This window comes from Microlunatus panaciterrae, from assembly GCF_016907535.1.
Lineage (GTDB): Bacteria > Actinomycetota > Actinomycetes > Propionibacteriales > Propionibacteriaceae > Microlunatus > Microlunatus panaciterrae.
In genome coordinates this window covers 753,822-775,718 of the sequence record NZ_JAFBCF010000001.1, presented here as the reverse complement: position 1 = coordinate 775,718, position 21,897 = coordinate 753,822, and the positions used below count along the sequence as shown (strand labels likewise).

The 21,897-nt window shown below is 69.3% G+C and carries 19 protein-coding genes, 1 tRNA gene and 1 pseudogene; 17 read left to right on the top strand and 4 right to left on the bottom strand.

The features are described from left to right. Positions 1-619: 619 nt before the first annotated feature. Positions 620-907, bottom strand: coding sequence for a DUF6703 family protein (locus JOE57_RS03475; RefSeq protein ID WP_204916406.1), 288 nt, complete (start codon positions 905-907; stop codon positions 620-622). A gap of 86 nt (positions 908-993) precedes the next feature. Between JOE57_RS03475 and JOE57_RS03470 the strand changes: the two genes are divergently transcribed. From JOE57_RS03470 to JOE57_RS03435, 8 genes are all read left to right on the top strand, one after another. Continuing rightward, entirely contained in the window at positions 994-1,311 is a 318-nt protein-coding gene (locus JOE57_RS03470) for an antibiotic biosynthesis monooxygenase (RefSeq protein WP_204916405.1), read from the top strand. Positions 1,312-1,381: 70 nt separating this feature from the next. Continuing rightward, entirely contained in the window at positions 1,382-2,773 is a 1,392-nt protein-coding gene (locus JOE57_RS03465) for a glycine--tRNA ligase (protein WP_204916404.1), read from the top strand. Positions 2,774-2,898: 125 nt separating this feature from the next. Beyond that, entirely contained in the window at positions 2,899-4,017 is a 1,119-nt protein-coding gene (gene dusB, locus JOE57_RS03460; RefSeq protein WP_420827697.1) for a tRNA dihydrouridine synthase DusB, read from the top strand. A gap of 37 nt (positions 4,018-4,054) precedes the next feature. Further along, positions 4,055-5,128 (top strand): HD domain-containing protein, encoded by a 1,074-nt coding sequence (locus JOE57_RS03455; RefSeq protein ID WP_204920195.1) that lies wholly within the window; start codon positions 4,055-4,057, stop codon positions 5,126-5,128. Between the two features lie 25 nt (positions 5,129-5,153). Next, positions 5,154-6,329 carry an exo-beta-N-acetylmuramidase NamZ domain-containing protein gene (locus JOE57_RS03450; RefSeq protein ID WP_204916403.1) on the top strand — a complete coding sequence of 392 codons (1,176 nt, stop codon included), beginning with the start codon at positions 5,154-5,156 and terminating at the stop codon, positions 6,327-6,329. A 73-nt stretch (positions 6,330-6,402) separates the two neighbouring features. Next, a complete protein-coding gene (locus JOE57_RS03445; RefSeq protein WP_338041137.1) occupies positions 6,403-7,287 on the top strand; it encodes a MurR/RpiR family transcriptional regulator in 885 nt (294 codons plus the stop codon). A gap of 285 nt (positions 7,288-7,572) precedes the next feature. After that, positions 7,573-8,304, top strand: coding sequence for a hypothetical protein (locus tag JOE57_RS03440; protein WP_204916401.1), 732 nt, complete (start codon positions 7,573-7,575; stop codon positions 8,302-8,304). A 123-nt stretch (positions 8,305-8,427) separates the two neighbouring features. Continuing rightward, entirely contained in the window at positions 8,428-8,955 is a 528-nt protein-coding gene (locus JOE57_RS03435; RefSeq protein ID WP_338041136.1) for a DUF309 domain-containing protein, read from the top strand. On the opposite strand, the gene JOE57_RS03430 is transcribed toward JOE57_RS03435, so the two are convergent. Continuing rightward, positions 8,952-9,674, bottom strand: a complete 723-nt coding sequence (locus JOE57_RS03430; RefSeq protein ID WP_204920193.1) for an ABC transporter permease — start codon at positions 9,672-9,674, stop codon at positions 8,952-8,954. The genes JOE57_RS03435 and JOE57_RS03430 overlap by 4 nt on opposite strands. 162 nt (positions 9,675-9,836) lie before the next feature. Here JOE57_RS03430 and JOE57_RS03425 point away from each other — a divergent pair, with 162 nt between their 5' ends. The 4 genes from JOE57_RS03425 to JOE57_RS03410 are packed head-to-tail and all read left to right on the top strand — an operon-like array spanning position 9,837 to position 14,585. After that, positions 9,837-12,032 (top strand): alpha-galactosidase, encoded by a 2,196-nt coding sequence (locus JOE57_RS03425; RefSeq protein ID WP_338041135.1) that lies wholly within the window; start codon positions 9,837-9,839, stop codon positions 12,030-12,032. A 5-nt stretch (positions 12,033-12,037) separates the two neighbouring features. Further along, on the top strand, positions 12,038-13,195 hold the full coding sequence (locus JOE57_RS03420) for an ROK family transcriptional regulator (RefSeq protein ID WP_204916399.1): 1,158 nt from the start codon (positions 12,038-12,040) through the stop codon (positions 13,193-13,195). A gap of 23 nt (positions 13,196-13,218) precedes the next feature. Next, on the top strand, positions 13,219-13,674 hold the full coding sequence (locus JOE57_RS03415; protein WP_239578828.1) for a hypothetical protein: 456 nt from the start codon (positions 13,219-13,221) through the stop codon (positions 13,672-13,674). Next, a complete protein-coding gene (locus JOE57_RS03410; protein WP_204916398.1) occupies positions 13,671-14,585 on the top strand; it encodes an HTTM domain-containing protein in 915 nt (304 codons plus the stop codon). Before JOE57_RS03415 ends, JOE57_RS03410 begins: the two co-directional genes overlap by 4 nt. 6 nt (positions 14,586-14,591) lie before the next feature. Here JOE57_RS03410 and JOE57_RS03405 read toward each other — a convergent pair. Further along, positions 14,592-14,981, bottom strand: a pseudogene (locus JOE57_RS03405) (thiol-disulfide oxidoreductase DCC family protein); the annotation flags it as partial. On the opposite strand from JOE57_RS03405, the gene dnaG reads away from it, so the two are divergent. Next, positions 14,953-16,818 carry a DNA primase gene (dnaG, locus tag JOE57_RS03400; protein WP_338041134.1) on the top strand — a complete coding sequence of 622 codons (1,866 nt, stop codon included), beginning with the start codon at positions 14,953-14,955 and terminating at the stop codon, positions 16,816-16,818. The pseudogene JOE57_RS03405 and the gene dnaG sit on opposite strands and share 29 nt — an antisense overlap. 11 nt (positions 16,819-16,829) lie before the next feature. Here dnaG and JOE57_RS03395 read toward each other — a convergent pair whose 3' ends face one another. Then, on the bottom strand, positions 16,830-18,428 hold the full coding sequence (locus JOE57_RS03395; protein ID WP_204916396.1) for a DUF2339 domain-containing protein: 1,599 nt from the start codon (positions 18,426-18,428) through the stop codon (positions 16,830-16,832). Between the two features lie 144 nt (positions 18,429-18,572). On the opposite strand from JOE57_RS03395, the gene JOE57_RS03390 reads away from it, so the two are divergent. The 4 genes from JOE57_RS03390 (at position 18,573) to JOE57_RS03375 (ending at position 21,869) form a co-directional block, all read left to right on the top strand. Continuing rightward, a complete protein-coding gene (locus JOE57_RS03390; protein WP_204920191.1) occupies positions 18,573-19,436 on the top strand; it encodes a sigma-70 family RNA polymerase sigma factor in 864 nt (287 codons plus the stop codon). Between the two features lie 145 nt (positions 19,437-19,581). Next, positions 19,582-20,127, top strand: a complete 546-nt coding sequence (locus tag JOE57_RS03385; protein WP_204916395.1) for a hypothetical protein — start codon at positions 19,582-19,584, stop codon at positions 20,125-20,127. A 36-nt stretch (positions 20,128-20,163) separates the two neighbouring features. Beyond that, positions 20,164-20,236: transfer RNA gene (locus tag JOE57_RS03380), tRNA-Asn, on the top strand. Positions 20,237-20,453: 217 nt separating this feature from the next. Then, entirely contained in the window at positions 20,454-21,869 is a 1,416-nt protein-coding gene (locus tag JOE57_RS03375; protein ID WP_204916394.1) for an MFS transporter, read from the top strand. Positions 21,870-21,897 lie beyond the last annotated feature (28 nt).

The window sequence follows — 21,897 nt, the reverse complement described above, 5'->3', positions numbered from 1 at the left end:
GGACCGGCTGCCCCGGCACGGTCTGCCCCGCCCATGCCCTGCGCCCTGCCGCCCTCGCCCTGCCCGTTCGCCGCGGCACCCTTCTGTCTCCGCCCCCCTTCCCTGCGCCCTTGCCCCTGCCCCGTTGCCCCTGCCCCGGTTGCCCTGCCCCTTTGCCCTGGCGCCGTTGCCCTGCGAAAACTCATCAGAACGCGACATTTATCTAGGGTCGGGCCGGTTTGCGGGTCGAAAACTCGGCAGAACGCGACTTCTGGCGAGGTCAGCCCACCTCCGGCGCGAAAAGTCGCGTCCTGATGACTTTTCGGCCCGTCGGCCGCGATTCGCGTACGAGAAGTCGCGTTCTGATGACTTTTCGGCCCGTCGGCCGCGATTCGCGTACGAGAAGTCGCGTTCTGATGACTTTTCGGCCCGTCGGCCGCGATTCGCGTACGAGAAGTCGCGTTCTGATGACTTTTCGGGGCCGTCGGCCGCGATTCGCGTACGAGAAGTCGCGTTCTGATGACTTTTCGGAGCCGTCGGCCGCGATCCGCCCACGAAAAGTCGCGTTCTGATGACTTTTCGACAAAAGGGGGAAAGGGGGACCGGGCCGGACCGGAAAGAGGGCAGGCGCGGCCGCAGCCTAGAACCGGGTCGCCGCCAGGACGCAGATCAGCGCCAGCATCGCCAGCCGCATCAGGCGGCCGGAGAGGGGGACGACGGGCCAGGACAGGTAGGCGATCCAGGCGATGAAGGCGAAGACCAGCGCGAAGGCGGCGAGGGCGTACGGCATCGGGGCGAAGGCACCGAGAGCGATCAGGACCAGGGTGGCCAGCGGGATGAGCAGCCGCGGCTGCTCATGCAGCCGGGCCAGCGCGGGTCGGCTCCGGGTCTCGACCTGCTGCCGGAAGGTCACCTGCTGGCTGGACATGCTGCCCATTCTGGCATGCAGCCGAAACGACCGTCCGCTTCCGCCGCCGCCACAGGCGGACAGTGTGCACGCCGTAGGCTGGGCCGGTGATCGTTCTGAACCGGTTCCGGGTGCCCGAGGCGCAGACGGCGGAGTTCCAGCTCCAGGCCAGGGCGGCCATCGAGGTGCTCAGCAACCGGGAGGGGTTCGTCTCGGTCGACTTCGGCCGCAACATCGACGAGCCGGAGCTGTGGACCATCAGCACCCGCTGGATCAATGTCGGCTCCTACCGCCGGGCGCTCAACGGCTTCGAGTCGAAGATGGTGGTCGTGCCGCTGCTGTCGCTGGCGATCGACGAGCCCTCGGCCTACGAGGATCCCGAGCACGTGGGGCCGAACCTCTCGAGGGGCGCCGGGCCGCGCTAGACCGGTAGGCTTGGGGGCCGACCGACGCCTGCCAGCCGGGGAGGCGTCCACATGTGTTTGGAGTTGTTCCGTGGCACCAGCAAGCCGACTCGACAATGTCATCAGCCTCTGTAAGCGTCGGGGGTTCGTGTTTCCCTCCGGCGAGATCTACGGCGGCACGCGTTCGGCCTGGGACTACGGCCCGCTCGGCGTCGAGCTCAAAGAGAACATCAAGAAGCAGTGGTGGAAGTCGGTCGTCACCTCTCGCGACGATGTCGTCGGTCTCGACTCCTCGGTCATCCTGCCACGGCAGGTCTGGGTGGCCTCCGGCCATGTCGGTGTCTTCACCGACCCGCTGACCGAGTGCACGTCCTGCCACAAGCGGTTCCGGGTCGATCATCTCCAGGAGGCGGTAGCCGACAAGAAGGGCATCGACGACCCGGACAGCGTCGCGTTGAGTGAGATCAACTGCCCCCACTGCGGCAACAAGGGTCAGTGGACCGAGCCGCGTGAGTTCAACATGATGCTGAAGACCTATCTCGGTGTGATCGAGGACGAGTCGGGGTTGCACTATCTGCGGCCGGAGACGGCCCAGGGCATCTTCGTCAACTTCAACCAGGTGGTGAACGCGACTCGGAAGAAGCCCCCGTTCGGCATCGCCCAGGTGGGCAAGTCCTTCCGCAACGAGATCACCCCGGGCAACTTCATCTTCCGTACCCGCGAGTTCGAGCAGATGGAGATGGAGTTCTTCGTCGAGCCCGGCACCGACGAGGGCTGGCACCTCTACTGGCTCAACGACCGGACCGACTGGTACGTCGACCTCGGCATCTCCCGCGACAACCTGCGTCACTACGAGCACCCGGCCGAGAAGCTGTCGCACTACTCCAAGCGCACAGTCGACATCGAGTACCGGTTCGGCTTCGCGGGCAGCGAGTGGGGTGAGCTCGAAGGTGTCGCCAACCGCACCGACTTCGACCTCACTACCCACAGCGAGCACTCCGGCACCGACCTGTCCTACTTCGACCAGGCCAAGAACGAGCGCTACGTCCCGTACGTGATCGAGCCCGCGGCCGGCCTGACCCGCTCACTGATGGCGTTCATGGTGGAGGCCTACACCGAGGACGAGGCGCCGAACACCAAGGGCGGCGTGGATAAGCGGGTGCTGCTGAAGCTGGACCCGAGGATCGCCCCGGTGAAGGCCGCGGTGCTGCCGCTGTCGCGGAACGAGGCGCTGTCGCCCAAGGCCCGCGACCTGGCCGCCCAGCTGCGCAAGTACTGGAACGTCGACTTCGACGACGCCCAGGCGATCGGCCGTCGCTACCGGCGCCAGGACGAGATCGGCACGCCCTACTGCATCACGGTCGACTTCGACACGCTCGAGGATGACGCCGTGACGATCCGCGAGCGCGACACCATGAAGCAGGAGCGGATCGCCCTGGACCAGGTGCAGGACTACCTGGCGACGAGGCTGATCGGTTGCTGAGCGCCATGGGTGCGGAGCTTCTCCTGGGGAGCCCTTCGACAGGCTCAGGGCGCGTTGAATCGACAGGCTCAGGGCGCGTTGATCCGACAGGCTCAGAGGGCGTCCCTTCGACAGTCTCAGGGCGGCTGCGGCTCGGGGAGCTGGTGGTCGATACGCCGGTGGTGCTGGCGCCGATGGCGGGGATCACCAATGCCGCGTTCCGGCAGCTGTGCCGCGAGCAAGGGGCGGGTCTCTACGTCTGCGAGATGATCACCTCCCGGGGCATCGTCGAGGGCGACCGCAAGACCCGGGCGATGCTGTCCTTCGACCCGGGGGAGCGGGTCCGCTCAGTCCAGCTCTACGGCGTCGATCCGGGGACGATGGCCCGGGCGACCGAGATCCTGTGCAACGAGTACGGCGTGGGCCATGTCGACCTCAACTTCGGCTGCCCAGTGCCCAAGGTCACCCGCAAGGGTGGCGGTGCTGCCCTTCCGTACAAGAGGGACCGGCTGGCTGCCATTCTGCGGGAGACCGTCAAGGCGGGCGAGCGTTATCGGGTGCCGGTCACCATGAAGACCCGGATGGGCATCGACGAAGATCATCTGACGTTCCTCGACGCGGGCCGGATCGCCCAGGAGGCCGGATGTGCCGCCATTGCTCTGCATGGTCGAACCGCCAGGCAGGCCTACTCCGGTCAGGCGAACTGGGACGCCATCGCGGAGCTGGTGCAGGCGGTCGACATTCCGGTGCTCGGCAACGGTGACATCTGGGAGGCGTCCGACGCGCTGCGGATGGTGCAGCACACCGGTGCCGCGGGTGTCGTCGTCGGTCGTGGTTGCCTGGGTCGACCCTGGCTGTTCCGCGACCTGGCCGATGCCTTTGCCGGCAAGGAGACCCGGACGTTGCCGACCCTGGGCGAGGTGGCGATCATGGTCCGCCGGCACGGTGAGCTGCTCGCCGCTCTCGCCGGTGAGCAGCACGGGCTGACGGACCTCCGCAAGCACATGGCCTGGTATTTCAAAGGGTTCCCGGTCGGCGGAGACCTCCGTCGCGGGCTGGGAATGATCTCAAGCTTCGCTGAGCTTGATCGGCTGCTGGGGCAGCTCGACCCAGACGTCCCGTTCCCGGTCGCCGAGCTCGGCATCCCCCGCGGCAGGCAGGGAACTCCGCGGGACAGGGTCGCGCTGCCTGCGGGTTGGCTGGACGATACCTCGGGCCGCGATCTTGATCTTGGAGCCGCCGAGGTCGGGATCTCCGGTGGCTGACAAGATCTCGCCCCGGGCGCAGGCCTGGGCGGAGACGATGTCGGGCCATGACGGCGGCCGTCTGGTCCGGGCTCACCGCACGTCGCAGGCTTCGGTCGGTGACGGCCCGGTGGTGACCCGCGAGGTGCGCGAGGTCCGCGAGGCGAGCCTGCTGCGGTCCGGAGCCACCCTGGCCCGCGGGGCCGGGAACCGCGCCGTTGAGGAGGAGCCCGACGAGGAACGGACCTGCTTCGAACGCGACCGCGACCGGATCGTGCACTCCACCGCCTTCCGGCGGCTGGCCGGCAAGACCCAGGTGGTGGTCTATCCGACCGACCACCAGCGGACCCGGCTGACCCACGCACTCGAGGTCGCCCAGGTGGCCACCTCGATCGCGCGGGCGGCGGGCGTCAACGTCGCACTCACCGATGCGATCGCCCTCGGTCACGACTGCGGGCACGGTCCCGGCGGGCATGCCAGCGAGGACGCCTTCGACATCTTCGTCAGCGAGGGCTACGAGCACGGCCCCTGGGGTGCCGACGTGGTGCTGACCGGACTGAACCTCTGCGCGGAGACCCTCGACGGGATCCGCAACCACTCCTGGTCCCGCCCGGCTCCCGGCACCGTCGAGGGTGAGATCGTCAGCTGGGCCGACCGGATCGCCTACTGTGCCCACGACCTCGAGGACGCCATCCACGCCGGCATCGTCAGCCTCGACGACATCCCGGCGGAGGTGGCCCAGGTCTGCGGACGCGGCCGCCGCGAGCAGCTGCACACCTTTGTCCGCGCCGTGGTCCGTGGCATCGACGACCACGGCGAGGTAGGCATGGGACCCGACGAGGCTCAGGCGCTGGCCGCCCTGCGCTCCTTCAACTACGAGCGCATCTACACCCGGCCCGCCTCGCTGGCGCAGTCGCGGGCCGTCGTCGAGGTGCTGCAGGCCCTGGTCTGGTACTACGCCGACCGGCCGTACGCACTGTCGGAGCCGGTGCCGGCCGACCCGGGCAGCGATCAGGCCATCCGGGCCGCTGTTGCCTACGTCGGTGGGATGACCGACCGGTACGCGTTCCGCACCGCGGTCAGGGAGCTCGACTGGGACCCGGCCCGGCTGCCACAGGGCATCGATCACTGACCGGCCCAGTGACGGACGGCCGGGGGTGACGACGCAGACAGTGGTGCAGACCGGGTTGGCCCGCGCGGTCGACACCCCGTCACTGCTCGGCGACCGGCCTCTGACGCTGGTCACCAACTTCACCTCGGTGCTGCCCGACCTGACCCGAGGGGTCGACCGGCTGCTCGCCGCCGGCGCCCGGGTCTCGGCCCTGATCACCCCGGAGCACGGCTTCTGGGGGTCGGCCCAGGCAGGGGAGAGCGAACCAGAGGATAGATACGGCAGCTCGAGTCTTCCTGTCTTCGACGCCTACCTGTGCGCAGGGGACGCCCTCGACACCCTGATCCGCAGAGCTGTGCCGGCCGGTGGTGCCCTCGTCGTCGACCTGCAGGACATCGGCACCCGGTTCTTCACCTACACCTGGACGCTCTTCGACCTGCTGTGCTCAGCGGCGCGACTGGGTGTCCCGGTCGTGGTGTTGGACCGACCCAACCCGCTCGGCGACCGCAGCCACGGACCAGGGCTGACGGCGAGCTGCGCCAGCTTCGTCGGGCGGGTCTCGGTCCCGTTGCAGCATGGGCTCACGATCGGCGAGCTGGCACGCCTCTTCGCCGAGGTGCACGTCCCGCGGTTGACCGGTCGGTCGCTCGACCTCGAGGTCATCGGCCTCACCGGCTGGGCCGGTGCCGACACCTTCGACCGCACCGAGCTGCCCTGGGTGCCACCGTCACCCAACATGCCGACCCTGGACACCGCGGTCCTCTACCCGGCCACCTGCCTGCTGGAGGGGACGCTGCTGTCGGAGGGCCGCGGCACCACCCGGCCGTTCGAGGTTGTCGGTGCCGGCTGGCTCGATCAGCGGTTCGCGGCGGCGCTGCGGGAGCGATGCCTGCCGGGGATCGGGGTTCGCGAGCTGGTCTTCCGTCCGACCTTCGGCAAGGGCGCGGGCCAGGCCCTGCGCGGAGTGCAGCTGCATCTGACCGACCGATGCGCCTTCGACCCGGTTCTGACCGGGGTCACCCTGCTCCAGGTGGTCGCCGACCTGCACCCCGACCGGCCGTTGTGGCTCCAGCCGGAAAAGGTCGGTCGGCCGTTCATCGACCTGCTGTGGGGATCGGCCGCGCTGCGGGAAGGGATCGACGAAGGTGCGGCGATTGAATCGATTTCGGCCAGCAGCCCGGCACCTGAGCCCTATCCTGATGCCATCAAGCTCTACTCCTGACTCGACGTGGTTCAGGGGTGTCCAGCAGGTGCCGGGGGACTGTGGCGCCCGAACAACGATGAGAGGAGCACGCGTGAGTATCCAAAGCACCATGCAGTCACGCCTGAACGACCTCGCGCCGTCTATGCGACGGGTCGCCGAGGCGATTCTGGCTCGACCTGAGGTGGTGATGGAGAAGACGATCTCGGAGTTGGCGCACCAGTGCTCGACGTCCGAGACGACGATCGTACGGTTCTGCCGGGCGATGGGGCTGTCCGGTTATGTCCAGCTCCGACTCGCCCTGGCGACCGAGATCGGAAAGGAGACAGCCCAGCGCGGTGAGGTGGGCGATCATGGTTCCGACATCGCCGAAGACGACTCGCTGGCGGCGATGGTGGCCAAGATCGCCTTCTCCGAGACGTTGTGCATCGAGGAGACACTGGCCGGGCTGGACATCGACGTGCTGCAACGGGTGGTCGATGCCATCGACGCCGCCAGCCGGATCACCCTGTACGGGGTGTCAGCCAGCGGCTGGAGCGCCGACGACCTGCAGCGCAAGCTGCTCCGGATCGGCCGGGTCGCGTTCGCCTTCGACGACCCGCACGACGCCACCACCTCGACCGCACTGTTGGCCGCCAACGATGTGGCCATCGGCTTCTCCCACCGGGGCACCACGACCGAGACCGTCCACTTCCTCCAGTCCGCCCGTCAGCAAGGCGCGACGACGGTCGCCATCACCAACGCGGCCGGCTCGCCGATCACTGCGGAGGCCGACCTGACGTTGTTGACCTCGGTCCGCGAGACCAAGTACCGCTCCGGGGCGATGGCCTCGCGGATCGCCCAGCTGATGATCGTCGACTGCATCTTCGTCGGGGTGGCGCAGCGTCGGTTCGCGCCGACGGTTGCCGCGCTGAAGGCCACCTATGAGGCCGTCACGCCGCTGCGGGAGCAGCAGCACGGTCTGCGGGCCACCAGCTGAGCGGGAAGTTGATCATGGTGCGATGATCAACTTCCCAGTACCGGTCAGAAGCCGAAGCCTGAGGTGATGGCACTAGGGCGGTCGGGGAGGGTGAGGTGGGACGCCCATCAGGTCCCCACCGTCACCGTAGGCGGTGTCCGGGTTGGCCGACCAGGAGTGCTGCACGCCCAGGTTTGGCCCAGCTCATCGGTCCACACACATACTGGTTTCGCCGCCGACGTATCAGAGCCGTCCTCTCCGCCTCCTGTCACCCGAACCCACCACCCGACAGAAGGATGCACCTCCATGCGCAAGTCCCTCGTGGCACTGGCCACCAGCTCCCTGATCGCCACTCTCGCTGCAGTCGGTGTCGCGCCGGCCGCAGCCGCACCGACCTGCGTCGAGCCGACGATCCTCAGTGCCAAGACCTCACCCAGGACCGTGGTTGTCGGCGTCCAGCAGGCGAAAGGCTTCGTGCTTACGGTCAAAATCCGCTCCAACTGCACCGTCAAGGGCGTGTCGGCCGATGTGGTCAGCCCGACCTTCTACAACAGCGTCGACCTGAACCGGGTCGCCCGGAGCGGTGACGTGACCACCTGGGACGTCGGCCTCCGGCTGAACCCGCAGGCGCTCACCAACGCCGACGCCGGGACGTGGAGCAGCACCATCTGGGTGGACAGCGCCGTTGACACCAGTGGCTACGGCTCCGACTTCAAGGTGCTGCGGGCCGCTCGACTGACGACCAACGCCACCCCCGAGCCGGTACGGAAGGGTAGGACGATCACCGTCAAGGGCAACCTCAACCGCGCCAACTGGAACCTCGGCCGCTACCGCGGCTACGGCAAGAAGAAGGTGCAGCTGCAGTGGCGTCCCGCTGGAGGCAGCTACAGCACCCTGAAGACAGTCACGAGTGCCCCCGATGGTGATCTGCGGACCACCCTCACCGCCAGGAAGGATGGCTGTTTCCGGTTCGTCTTCAAGGGCAGCAGCACCACGGCCCCCGTCAAGAGCAAGGCCGACTGCATCGACGTCCGGTAGTCCCGTTTCCGAACGACCCAGGCTGGTACGGCTGCCCTCTCACCGCAGGGGTGCAGCCGTACGGCCGTCCCGTCGTCGTGGCACACTGCAGCACATGAGGAGCAGCCTGGGAACGGCACCGACGTGAGGGTGCCGCGGGAACGCGATCCCCGGGGCCGACCGCTCAATGCCCGCCCCCGCGACGGTCTGGGCCGTCCACTGGCCCGAGGTTCCGAGGGGGGCGTTGCACGGGTCCCCGACGACTTGGTCCTGCCGCCGCTGGCGGCGCTGGACGAGGCCCAGCGGCTGCTGGCGGAGGGCCGCCCGTTCCATGCCCACGAGATCCTGGAGGGGACCTGGAAGTCGGCCGACGCCGATGAGCGTGACCTCTGGCAGGGGCTGGCCCAGCTCGCTGTGGGCCTGACCCACCTGCTCCGCGGCAACCGGACCGGTGCCCTCACGCTGCTGCAACGCGGCCGGGACCGGATCGCAAGCTACGCCTCCTCTCCGCCGTACGCGATCGACGTCGCGGGGCTGATCGGCTGGGCCGACGACCTGCGGGCCCGGCTGGCCGCCGAGCCGGACGGCTCGCCGGTGCGGGTCAGGCCGCAGATCCCCGTGCTCAGGACGGACCGGCAGTACGCCGGCCCAGCTCGGCCCGGCCCGCTCTAGGGCCGCAGCGACTCGGCCAGATCCGGCGGCAGCAGCAGCGCCTGCTTGATCAGCCGGTGCGCCACCGCCACGGTGATCGACTCGGCCGCGAGCAGGCCGACCAGCACCAGCACCTGGGCGGCACCGGCCTGCAACGGGCTGCCGCCGCCGAGCAGCACGCCGACGAACGCACCTGGCAGGGTGACCAGACCGACGGTGCGGGTCTGGTCCAGGGCCGGCACCAACGCCTCGGGCAGGTGCCGCGCACTCACCTCACCGATCGCCTGTGGCCTGGTCAGCCCGATCGACAGCGCAGCCTCATAGCTGCCGTACTCGTCGCGGAGCGAACCGAACACCCGCCGGCCCGCCAGCGAGTGGCCGTTCATCACACCGCCGATGATGATGCCCGCCATTGGAACGATCGACGGGCCGTTGAAGGGCACCGCACCGGTCAGGAAGATCGTCAGCAGCACCGGCAGCACGCCGGCGGCCATGGCGAGGGCCGCCCACGGCCACGCTCGCGGTGCGCCCACCCGGCGGGTTGAGGTGAAGACGGCGATCGCGAACATCAGTGACGCGAACAGCAGCGACCAGCCGACCCGACCGACGACCCCGGCAATGATCAAGGACACCAGGCCCAGCTGGATCACCGCCCGGCCCGCGGCGGCGGCGAGGCTCTTTTCCAACCGCAGCCGGCTCCACCAGGAGGCGGCCAGGGCCAGCACCAGCAGGATAAGCAGCGCAACGGCCAACGACGGACCCACCTGGTGTGGCACCTGCCCAGCCTAGAGCCGGCGCGCTGCGCTCACGGCACTGTCCACGGAGGCCGCGGGTGAGTATATTTTGCGACAAAACTAATCTGCCTGCGAAAGGTCCGACCCGTGGTCCAACCCAATGCCCTAGTGTCCCTTCGATCAGGCGGGGTGTCGGTGTTGCTCGACGTCACTGAGGGCCGCCTGCCGGCGATTGTGCATTGGGGGGCAGATCTGGGGGATCTCACCGTCGATGAGGCGGTGGCGATCGTGCTGGCGAACGTGCCCCCGGTGGCCAACAACAACGTGGACAAGCCGGTGCGGCTGGCGCTGCTGCCGGAGCACCACGAGGGCTGGGTCGGCCGGCCCGGACTCTCGGGGTCGCGCGCCGGCACGGGCTGGTCGCCCAAGTTCGCGGTGACCGCCATCTCGGTCGACGGCGAGAGCCTGGACGACTCCGAGCTGCAGTTCGTCAGCACCGGACCGGGCGCGGTGGAGGTCACCGCCGAGGACCCCGTGGCGCAGCTCCAGCTGGTCGTCACCGTCGAGCTGGCCGCCGGCGGGCTGCTGCGTGCCCGGGCCACCGTCACCAACACCGGCGCCGACGGCTACCAGGTCGATGACGTGACGCTGGCCTTCCCGGTGCCGCAGGAGGCGCGCGAGCTGCTCGACTTCGCCGGCCGGTGGGGCAAGGAGCGGGTCCCGCAACGCCGCGAGCTCGGGGTGGGGACGCACCTGCGCGAGGGGCGCAAGGGCCGGACCGGCGCCGACGCGGCCACCCTGCTGCACCTCGGCACGCCCGGCTTCGGCTTCGCCCGGGGCGAGATCTGGTCGGTGCACACCGGCTGGAGCGGCAACCACCGCCACTACGCGGAGCGGCTGTTCTCCGGCGAGCAGGTGATCGGTGGCGGTGAGCTGCTGCTGCCGGGTGAGCTGATCCTGGCCACCGGGGAGAGCTATCAGACTCCGTGGATCTACGGCTCGTACGCCGACGGCCTGGACGCTGTCGCACGCCGTTTCCACGCCTTCCTCCGGGCCCGGCCGAACCACGTCGACCGGCAGCGTCCGGTCACCTTGAACGTGTGGGAGGCCGTCTACTTCCACCATGACGCCGCCCGGCTGATCGACCTGGCCGAGCGGGCCGCCGCCCTCGGCGTCGAGCGCTACGTGCTGGACGACGGCTGGTTCGGGTCCCGGCGTAACGACTATTCCGGGCTCGGCGACTGGACCGTGTCGAAGGACATCTGGCCGACCGGTCTGCACCCCCTGGTGGACCGGGTGCGCGAGCTGGGGATGGAGTTCGGACTCTGGTTCGAACCGGAGATGATCAACGTCGACTCTGATGTGGCACGGGCGCACCCGGAGTGGATCATGGCCACCGGCGACCGGATGCCGGTGGAGGCCAGGCACCAGCAGGTGATCAACCTGGGCGTCCCCGAGTGCTACGCCTACATCCGAGACGCGATCTTCGCCGTACTGGCCGAGTACGACATCGGCTACATCAAGTGGGACCACAACCGCGACCTGATCGACGCCGGCACCCAGCCGGAGGGCCGACCGGGGGTGCACGCGCAGACCGAGGCGGTGTACCGGCTGATCGACGATATCAAGGCTGCGCACCCGGGGCTGGAGATTGAGTCCTGTTCCTCCGGCGGTGCCCGGGTGGATCTCGGCATCCTGGAGCGGACCGACCGGGTCTGGGTCTCGGACTGCATCGACCCACTGGAGCGGCAGCAGATGAACCGTTGGACCACCCAGCTGATCCCACCGGAGCTGATGGGCTCGCACATCGCCTCCGGCCGCTCACACACCACCGGCCGAGTGCACGACTTCTCCTTCCGGGCTGCGACGGCTGTCTTCGGCCACCTCGGCATCGAGTGGGACCTGGCCGAGGCCACCGAGAGCGAGCTCGCCGACCTCGGTGACTGGATCGCCTTCTTCAAGCAGGAAAGGGATCTGCTGCTCGGCGGTGACCTGGTGAGGATCGACAGCGCCGACCCGACCCTGGCCCTGCACGGTGTGGTCGCCCCGGACAAGTCGAAAGCCATCTACTCCTTCGGGGTGATCGCCCGGTCCGAGGTGGCCCCGATCGGCCGGTTCCGGCTGCCGGGTCTCGACCCGGAGATGTCCTACCGGGTGCGGCCGGTGCTGGTGGGCACCATGCCACGGCTCAGCCCACCCGCCTGGTGGAACGTCACCATGGACCGCGGCGCGGACCTGAGCACGGTGCAGGCGCCCGGGTCGGTCTTCACCGGCGCCGTGCTCGGCTCAGTCGGCGTGCAGGCACCGGCCCTCGACCCAGACCACGCCGTGCTGCTCCGGGTCGAGGCATTGACTGGAGACTGAGACCGATGGTCGGGGCGCTGCGTGAGGACTGGGAGCCGTTGGACGGCAGCGCCCTGGCTGTCGCCCTGGCGGTGCTGCGCAGCGGCCCGATCGCCCGAGCGGAGCTGGCCCGCAAGTTGGACCTGTCCAGTGGCAGCCTGACCAGGTTGACCCGGCCGTTGATCGCGCAGGGCCTGCTGGTCGAGCGGGCGCCCCAGTTGTTCGCCCGCACCGGACGGCCGTCGCTGCCGCTGGACGTGGTCGCCGAGTCGGCCAGCTTCATCGGTGTCAAGATCACCGATGACACCGTCTATGCGGTGGTGACCGACCTGCGCGGAGACCTGATCGACCGGGTGGAGGCACCACTGGTGCAGACCGATCCGCAGTCCACCGTGGAGATCATCTCCGGGCTGGCCGAGGACCTGCGCGGCCGCTACGACCGGGTGGCCGGGATCGGCATCGGCCTGGCCGGTGTGATCGAGCAGCGGCGGCTGGTGCTCCGGGCGCCCATCCTCGGCTGGGAGCATTTCCCGCTCGCGGACGCCGTGACGGCACGGACCGGATTGACCTGCACCGTCGAGAATGACGTGAAGGCGTTCACCCAGGCCGAGCACTGGTTCGGGGCGGGACGGGGACTGACGTCCTTCGTGGTCCTCACCGTGGGCGCCGGCATCGGCTGCGGGCTCGTCGTCCACGACCAGATCGTGCGGGGTCATCACGGGGTGGCGGGTGCGGTGGGGCATCTGCCGCTGAGGACCGAAGGGGCGCGGTGCGAGCTGGGCCATGTCGGCTGCGCCCGGGCGGTCCTGACGTCGGGCAGCATCTCTCGCCAGCTGACCTCCCGACGGCGCCGCAGTACGACGTTCGACCAGGCGCTGGAGCTGTACCGAGCCGGCAACCCGTTCGCAGTGGAGCTGCTGGACGAGGCCGCCTACCGGTTGGGCATCCTGGCCGGCACGGTGGCCAACGTGATCGGACCCGAGCGGATGCTGCTGTCCGGCGAAGGCATCGGGTTCGCCCTACTGGCCCCGGACACGGTCCGGCGGGGCCTCCGCGAGGTGGCGCACTGGAGCCTCGGCGAGCTGGACCTGGTGGTCGAACCCCTCGAGTTCTTCGAGTGGGCGCGTGGCGGCGCCGCGATCGCCATCCTGACCCATGTGATCAGGCATCAGGGCCACAACTGACGGCGATGTGCTTGAATCTGCGGGTGACCGGCCGGACCAGAACGATCAGCCGCTGGGGGACGACCTGGCGAGTTACCGTCGCCTGTCTCGGCATCGTCTGCGTGGTCAACGGATCGTTGCGGATGAGTGACGACGTCTGGCCGTTCGGACCGATGTCGCAGTACGCGTTCTCGCCGGCCGACGACGCCACCATCGTCATCACCCGCGTCGAAGGGCTGCGCACCGACGGCCGCCGGATGGACCTGCCGCTCAGCCCGGAGTCGGCCGGCATCGGCCGGGCCGAGGTCGAGGCCCGGATCCCGGCCATCGTCAAGGACCCCACCCTGCTGCGCGCGGTGGCCGACGGCTGGCAGCGGCGGCACCCCGAGCAACCTCGGCTGCGGCACGTCTGGCTGGTGCAGGATGAGACCAGGCTGGTGGACGGCCGGAAGGGCCCGACCGAGCTGAAGGAGCTGGCCAGCTGGGAGGTGTCCGGATGAGCGTCGTCCGCTGGTTCGCCCCGGTGCTGCCCGACGCCAGGGTCGCGATACTGCGTTCGGTGCTGTACGTGTTCGTGATCGTGGACATGCACCTGTTCGTGCGGGACACCCGCGCGCTGAGCTACCACCCCGAGCTGTACCGGCCGCTCTTCCTCGCCAGACTGCTTCAGCTGCCGCCGCCGAGCATCACCTTGACCACGGCGCTGTATGTGGTGCTGTGGATCGCCTGCCTGGTCGGTGCGGCCAACCGGCTGCCGCGGGTGGCCGGCTTCGTGGTCGCCGCTTGCTTCACCTGGTGGACCGCCATCGGGATGAGCTACGGCAAGGTCGACCATGATCATCTGGCGCTGGTGGTGGCGCTGTGGGTGCTGCCGACCGTCGGTGCGGTCCGCGGCTCCTGGCGCAGCGAGGACTCGTCCGCGCAGGCGGGCTGGGCACTGCGCTGCATCCAGTTCGCCGTGGTGTTCACCTACTTCCTGTCGGCGATCACCAAGATCCGCAGCGGCGACTGGACCTTCACGTCCTGGCCGAACAGCGCCATCCTCACCTGGGCCATCATCCGACGACCGCACGGACTGGGTCTGCTGCTGGTGGAGCACCCGTCGTTGTTGCGCGGGATGCAGTGGTTCTCGTTCCTGGCCGAGCTCAGCTCGATCGTCATCCTGTGGCTGCGGGGCCGGGCCCTGCTCTGCGCCGCTCTGTTCTGGGTCGGCTTCCACCTGGTCACCGCGATGATCCTCTACATCCATTTCGCGCCGACCCTGGTGTGCTGGCTGGCGTTCGCGCCGCTAGAGCGTGGTGTGCCCTGGGCGCGCAGGGTCATAGCCCGCCGGCGGCAGCGCGCAGGCGGGAGTGCCGCCCGGCATCCGGTCGCGGTGGTCGGCGACCAGCCGGTAGACGGCACCGGCTAGCTGCCTGATGCCGGGCAGCGTCATCGCGGTGCCCAGCACACCATAGGCTCCGCCGCGATAGCGCAGCCACTGGGCGAAGGCTTGGGCGCCGCCGTAGAACGTCCCGTCGGGGGTGAGCCACAAGACCTCGGACCGGGCCCGCTCGGAGGTGGTGCCGAGCCGCTCCAGGTCGGTGAACTGCCACGGCACCAGCTTCGCGTCGGTGCCGTCTCGACGCTGCAGTCGCTCCGCCACCCAGGTGGCGCTGCTGGTGCAGAAGGCGCAGTCGCCGTCGAAGATGAGCCAGGGCGTTGTCCGGTCGGCACTATCCACAGCGTTCAGCGTACTCGGCGCCGACCCGTGCCTCCGGGCACGTAGACTTCCGAGGGTGGCTGGCCGGATCAACGACGACGACATCGCCGCGGTGCGTGATCGGGCCAAGGTCGAGGAGATCGTCGGCTCGTACGTCAGCCTGCGCCGCTCCGGCGGTTCGATGGTCGGGCTGTGCCCGTTCCACGATGAGAAGACGCCTAGCTTCAACGTGAACCCGACCCGCGGCTACTACCACTGCTTCGGCTGTGGTGAGGGCGGCGACGTCATCGCGTTCGTGCAGAAGATCGAGAGCCTGACCTTCGTCGAAGCCATCGAGCGGCTGGCCGACCGGGTCGGCATCCAGCTGCGCTACACCGAGGAGTTCGGTCCGCGGCCGGAGCCCGGTCAGCGGATGCGGCTGCTGGAGGCGCACCGGCTCGCTGCCGAGTTCTTCGTCGAGCAGCTGACCACGCCCGATGCGCTGACAGCCCGGCAGTTCCTCGCCCAACGCGGTTTCGACCGGGAGGCGGCGGAGCGGTTCGGCGTCGGCTTCGCCCCCCGCGGCGGCCGGGAGCTGCTGCAGCACCTGCGTGCCCGGGGGTTCCGTGACACCGAGCTCGTCACCGGGGGTCTGATCCGGGAGGCCGGCTATGACTTCTTCCGGGGACGCCTGCTGTGGCCCATCCGCGACACGGGCAAATCGGTGGTCGGCTTCGGCGCGCGACGAATCTTCGACGACGACCGGGTCGCCGCCAAATACCTGAACACGCCGGAGACTCCGCTCTACAAGAAGTCCCAGGTGCTCTACGGCCTGGACCTGGCCCGGCAGCAGATCGCGAAGAAGAGCCAGGCTGTCATCGTCGAGGGCTACACCGACGTGATGGCGGCCCACCTGTCCGGTGTCGACACCGCGGTGGCGTCCTGCGGGACCGCCTTCGGCGACGACCATGCGAGGCTGCTGCGCCGGCTAATGGGCAACCACGACGCCTTCCACGGCGAGGTCATCTTCACCTTCGACGGTGACGCGGCCGGTCAGGCGGCGGCCATCAAGGTGTTCAACGGCGACCAGAACTTCGTCACCCAGACATACGTCGCTGTCGAGCCCACCGGGCTGGACCCCTGCGACCTGCGGCTGCAGCACGGGGAGGCGGCGGTGCGTGAGCTGGTGGCGCGACGGGTGCCGCTGTACCGGTTCGTGATGACCAACATCCTGCAGCAGCACGACCTGGACCGCGCCGACGGGCGGCTGGCCGCGCTGCGCGAGGCCGCCCCGCTGGTCGCCAGCATCCGTGACACGTCGATGGTGAGCGGCTACGCCCGCGAACTGGCCGGGCTGCTCGGCATGGACCCGGAGGAGGTCCGCCGCGAGGTGCTGCGTACCGCCTCCAGGGGCGGCGGCAACAGCCAACCCGACCCTGCGCCGTCCCCGACGCGACAGGACCGGACCCCGTCGCTGCCCGACCCGCGTGATCGCAGCCTGTCGGTGGAGCGGGAGACGGCCAAACTGCTGGTCCAGCACCCCGGGCTGTTCGGCGACGGCTGGGACGGAATCAGTGAGGCTGACTTCACCCATCCCGCGTATGCGGCCGTGTTCGGCCGGGTGGCCAAGGCGGGAGCGCTGGTGGGGACCGCGACAGGCGGGGACTGGGTGCAGCAGCTGCAGGGCATCGATCCCGACCCGCAGGTGTCCTCGCTGGTGGTCGAGCTGGCCGTCGAGCCGGTGTACCTGCAGGGCCAGGTGACGACCCGCTACGTGGTCGCGTACTCGGCGAAGCTGCAGCTGCTGTCGGCGATGCGCCGGATCGCCGAGCTCAAGTCCAAACTGCAGCGCACCAACCCGGTGGAGGAGCCCACCCGCTACAACCAGATGTTCTCCGAGCTGGTGGTGCTGGAGTCGACCCGGAGCAAGCTGCAGACCCGGAGCCTCGGCGCGCTCGACTGACCGATCAGGCGTCAGCCGCCGCCCGGACCCACGTACCGGAAGAGGTACTGACGTCGGTGAGGTCTCTTCGCCACATACTCGACGGTCGGCAGGCTGCGCACCAGCGCCACGCTGCGCCGGTCCGCGATGACCCAACCGACCGCGTACCGGCGCGCGATCCGGTCCCGCTCGGCGGTCGAGGTCTGCTCGCTGAAGAAGCGTCGGGAGTCGCGGGTCCGAACGGCCGCATCCGCACCGAGGAACGGATCCGGCCAGGCTGCGGCGACGGTGAACCGGCCGTACGCCGGGGCCATTCGCCGGGCATCCTTGTTCAGGGTCATGATCGTCTGCCCACGCGGCACGTGCGGGACGATCCAGCCGTAGCCGCCGGCCGGGCGACGGGACCCGAACACCTGCGCCATCGCCTTCGGATAGTGGCCGGGGGCGACCAGGTTCACCGTCCCGCTCTGGCCCAGGGCACCCAGTCCGAGGGCGAGCACGCACACCGAGGCCAGCAGCCGCTGCCATCGCCGTGCAGCTGTCCGGCCGAGCCACTCGGCGATGGCCACCCCGACGGCGATCTGGGCCAGCAGTGCGGCTGTCGGGAAGGCGCGGGACAGGTACTGCTGATGCAGAAGCCCCCCGGCGGCGAAAATAACGGCACACACGATGACCGTCAGCGACAGCGGGTCGGTGGGCCGGCGCCGCAGCCGGAACGCCAGCACCGGCACCGCGAGGAGCAGCAGTCCGTAGTGGGCACCCAGCTGGTCGTACAGCCGGGCATGGAGATGGTTGAACGCCTCGGCTCCGCCGCTGGATCGGAAGACGGAGAACCAGGGCCACAGCACCGCGGTCAGGCCGACCACGGCAGCAGTCACTGCCGCGCCGAGCAGCTTCGGCCGGGTCAGCGAGGCCCGCTCGTCGAGGACCAGGAACAGGCAGCCGATGGCGGCGCCCATCGCTGTGAACTGGTGGGTCAGCACGAGGACTCCGCTGACCAGTCCGAGGGCCGCCCACTGCAGCCACCGAGCCGAGGCGGCCGGTTCGCGGAGCAGTCGGAGCACCGAGGCCCACACGATCAACGTCACGGAGACCGCGAAGGTCGACGGATAGGCGATGCCGGCCACCAGGGTCGGCAATGACAGGAAGCCGCTCCAGTAGACGAACGTGGTGCCCCAGAGCAGGCCGATGGCGGCCAGCGCCCAGACCGGAGCGCTGGGTCTCCGGCTCTGCGTGGTGGTGAACCGCCAGACGCCGACCAGGAACAGCGCAAGGTTGACCACGGCGGAGATCCTGAGCACCGTCCAGGTGCCGAGGTGGGTGAAGAGCCCGTAGCCGGCCCAGAACACCGTGTAGGGGGAGAAGTAGGGGTTGCCGCGGCCCGGCACGCCGACCATAGGGTCGCGGGGAGCCAGCAGATTCTCCCGCAACTGCTCGATGGTCGCTACATGAAGCCAGAGATCGGGCAGTGCCGGCATGATCGCGATGACCGGGATGGACGCCAGCACGACAACGGTCGAGGCCACCAGATAGGGCTTCGGCGAGATGCTGCTCGGCCCGGGTCTGCCGGTCCGCCCGGGGCCCGTCTCGACGGTCTCCGGGCCCTGGGTGCGAGGGCTGGTCAAACGCATGGGATCCCGTGGGTAGAGGGCAGATCGGGCTCAGTTTAGCCCCGCTGGCGCAGGCACACCCGTTTCTCGGCTCCGTGGTGCAAGCGATGGTCCAACCGGTTCGGCAGCGCTCACATCGGCCGCCGGTGGGCGGCCTGCTCAGTCATGGACATCAACCGCAGCTCGATCGGAGCCGAGCCGCTGCTGGACCGGGGAGAGGAGATCGCCCTCGCCCGCCGGATCGAGGCCGGGGTGCTGGCCCGGGAGGCCCGGTTGGCGGGACGGCAGCCGGGCGCGGCCACGGTCGAGGAGCTGCTGCTGCTCGAGGCCGAGGGCGAGCAGGCCCGGCAGCGCTTCATCCGGGCCAACCTGCGCCTGGTCGCGATGGTGGCGGGGCGCGAGGCGGCCAGGACCGGACTCTCGGAGCCAGAGCTGTTCCAGGAGGGCTGTGTCGCCCTGGTGGTGGCGGTGCTGCGGTTCGACCACACTCGCGGCTGCAGGTTCGCCACCTATGCGCTGCTCTGGATCCGGGCCTATGTGAACGCGGCGACCGCCAACCGCTGCGGTGAGCTGAACCTGCCGGCCTCCAGGGCGGCAGCTCTGCGCCAGGTCAGGGGTGCGCACGCTGAGCTCTCGCAGTCCCTGGGACGTGCTCCGACTCCGGCCCAGCTGGCCACCTTCCTCGGCCGGAACGTCGACTGGGTCACCGGGCTGCTGGCGTACGAGACCCCGCAACTGATCGGTCACGCCACGATCGCCGACCTCGAGCGGGCCGATGGTCAGGGCGACGACCCATACGAGGAGGTTCTGGGCTTTGAAATGCCGGGTCAGGAGCTGCTGCGGCACCTGGCCCGCCCGGAGCGAGCAGTCATCGAGGCCCGGTTCGGCTTCCTCGACGGCCTCCAGCGCAGCTATGCCGAGACGGCGCGGGTGCTGCAGGTCAGCGTCACCCAGGTGCGCCGACGAGAGCGCCGGGCGCTGGAGACCCTCCGCCGGGTCTGCCCGCAGGGGGCCGCCGCGCATCTGTGAGCCAGTTCCCCGCCGAGCCCTGCTCCGGCCGAGCCCTGTTCCGGCCGCGCCCTGCTCCGGCCAAGCCCTGCTCCGGCCAAGCCCTGTTCCGACCAAGCACCGCACCGGAGGCAGGACCCTGGGCAGGTCGGGGACAATGGCCTTCATGACGGCAGCGCGGGCACGTGGACGATGGTTCTCCAGGTCGAGAGGGCTCGAGCAGGGACTGTTCGACTCGTTCCACGCCTCGCTGGCGGCGCAGACCGGCCGGACCGCCAGAATCCTCGCCTGGACCTACTGTGACGAGGGGGTCTGCATCGGTGGTCCCTCCGACCTCAGCGTCGGCGACGAGACCGGCTGGCAGCACATCGGCTGGCACCAGATCGAGAAGGGTGACTGGAACTCCGAGACCCGCGCCCTGCGCTGGTCGCTGTACGGCGGCAGCCGGGGGACGGCGCACCTGCACGAGCCTGCCCGGCTGCCGGAGCTGTTCCGGGAGCGGATCGCGGCCAGCATCGTGTTTGAGAAGTTCGTTCCGGTTCGGGGGGAGCGCGGAGTGATCATCAGCGCCCGCCGTGATCTGGCGCACCACGACGGGCCGATGACCTGGCACCGCTCGTTGAGCAGGGGACTGACCTGGGACACACCCGGCGTCGAGGCGCTCGCGGAGTCGACCATCGTCCAGCTCCGCTCTGAGTACGACATCGCCTAGAAGTCCTGCTAAGGTACCTATCCGCAACACCAACCGTCCCCTGTAGCTCAATTGGCAGAGCAGCCGACTGTTAATCGGCAGGTTACTGGTTCGAGTCCAGTCGGGGGAGCCCAACGGCCCGGGGGTTGAGTCCCTGTCCGCCCCTCGCCAGAGCCGTTCGCCGCTGGTCGGCGACCGCCCGAAGACCACCAGACACCAACGGTCGTGTGTTGTCGTGTCCGGTTCCTCGCTTCGGGCCGTGGCATCGCCGAACACCCTTGACCTCAATCACGGTTGAGGTCCTACATTCGTCACATCAGCCAGACTGTCACCACCGAAGGACCCCAGTGCCCGGCATCTTCTCGTCCCGTTACCGCACCCTGATGACGGGAATGCTGGTGCTCGTCCTGCTCAGCGCCTTCGAGGCGCTGGCGGTGACGACCGCCATGCCCACCATCAGCGCCGAGCTGAACGGCTTACGGTTCTATGCCCTCGCCTTCGCCGCCCCGTTCGCAACCGGCGTTCTGGCCATGGTCATCACGGGCACCTGGTCGGACCGGAGCGGGCCGCGGTTGCCGCTGATCACGACGGTGGCCATGTTCACAGCCGGCCTGTTGATCGCAGGCTTCGCCGACTCGATGGCCGTGCTGGTGCTCGGCCGGGTCGTGCAGGGTTTCGGCGGCGGCATGGTGGTGGCCTTGTACGTCGTCGTGGCCCGGATCTATCCGGGTGAGCTGCATCCGAAGGTGTTCGCCGCGTTTGCCGCCGCCTGGGTGGTGCCGTCGTTGGTCGGCCCGCTGGCTGCCGGCCTGGTGACCGAGCATCTCGGCTGGCGCTGGGTGTTCCTCGGCGTGGCGGCGCTGGTCGTCCCCGCCGTGGTGCTGCTGGTCCCGAGCCTGCGTGATCCTCGACTGGGCCGACCGGTCGACCGGGTCCCCGGGCCCTGGCCGCTGGGGCAGACCGCTGCCGGCGTGGTGGTGGGTGTCGCTGTGCTGGTGCTGCACCTGGTGACCGGGGACACGCTGCACTGGTCTCCGCTGCTGCTGGTGGCGGCCGCGGTCGCTGCGCTGGTGATGATCGGGTTCGCCATTCGCCGACTGGTCCCTGCCGGCACGCTGGGGTTCCAGCCTGGGCTGCCGTCGGTGGTCGGGATGCGCGGGCTGGTCGGTGCCACCTACATCTCGGCCGAGATCTATCTCCCGCTGCTGTTGGTCGACCACTTCGGGCTGAGCCCCAGCCTCGCCGGGCTGGTGCTCACCACCGGCGCCCTGACCTGGTCCACCGGCTCCTGGCTGCAGAGCCGGCTCGGCGACCGGGCCCAGGACGTGATCTTGATCAGAGCGGGGACGGCGATGATCGGCACCGCTGTGCTGATCGCGATGGCCACCGCGATCTGGTCGCTGCCGGCTGCAGTCGCGATCGTCGGTTGGGCGGTCGCCGGCGGCGGGATGGGTCTGATGTACCCCCGCTTCTCGGTGCTGCTGCTGCGCTACTCCACCGAGAGCCAGCAGGGGTTCAACTCCTCGGCCGGTCAGATCATGGAGTACACCGGGATGTCGGTTGCGCTGGCCGCCACCGGAGCCCTGTTCGCGGTGCTGATCGGGTTCGGCGGTGTCCTCGCCTACGTGGCACCGTTCGTCCTCGCCCTGCTGCTGGCCGCAGCCGCCTTCAGCCGAGCCGGCCGGGTCGTGCCGTCGTCCGCGGGTCCTGAGCAGGTCGAAGGCGTGCCGACCGGGGCCGCACCGGTGGACGCGAGAAGTTGATCACCTGTGGGTCGCCGTCTGCCGCGTG

Excerpts from the sequence above, each read along its gene's own strand:
- JOE57_RS03475 (WP_204916406.1), bottom strand. The coding sequence starts at position 907 with ATGTCCAGCCAGCAGGTGACCTTCCGGCAGCAGGTCGAGACCCGGAGC.
- JOE57_RS03455 (WP_204920195.1), top strand. The coding sequence starts at position 4,055 with ATGTCGGGCCATGACGGCGGCCGTCTGGTCCGGGCTCACCGCACGTCG.
- JOE57_RS03440 (WP_204916401.1), top strand. The coding sequence starts at position 7,573 with ATGCGCAAGTCCCTCGTGGCACTGGCCACCAGCTCCCTGATCGCCACT.
- JOE57_RS03420 (WP_204916399.1), top strand. The coding sequence starts at position 12,038 with ATGGTCGGGGCGCTGCGTGAGGACTGGGAGCCGTTGGACGGCAGCGCC.
- JOE57_RS03410 (WP_204916398.1), top strand. The coding sequence starts at position 13,671 with ATGAGCGTCGTCCGCTGGTTCGCCCCGGTGCTGCCCGACGCCAGGGTC.
- JOE57_RS03395 (WP_204916396.1), bottom strand. The coding sequence starts at position 18,428 with ATGCGTTTGACCAGCCCTCGCACCCAGGGCCCGGAGACCGTCGAGACG.
- JOE57_RS03390 (WP_204920191.1), top strand. The coding sequence starts at position 18,573 with ATGGACATCAACCGCAGCTCGATCGGAGCCGAGCCGCTGCTGGACCGG.
- JOE57_RS03385 (WP_204916395.1), top strand. The coding sequence starts at position 19,582 with ATGACGGCAGCGCGGGCACGTGGACGATGGTTCTCCAGGTCGAGAGGG.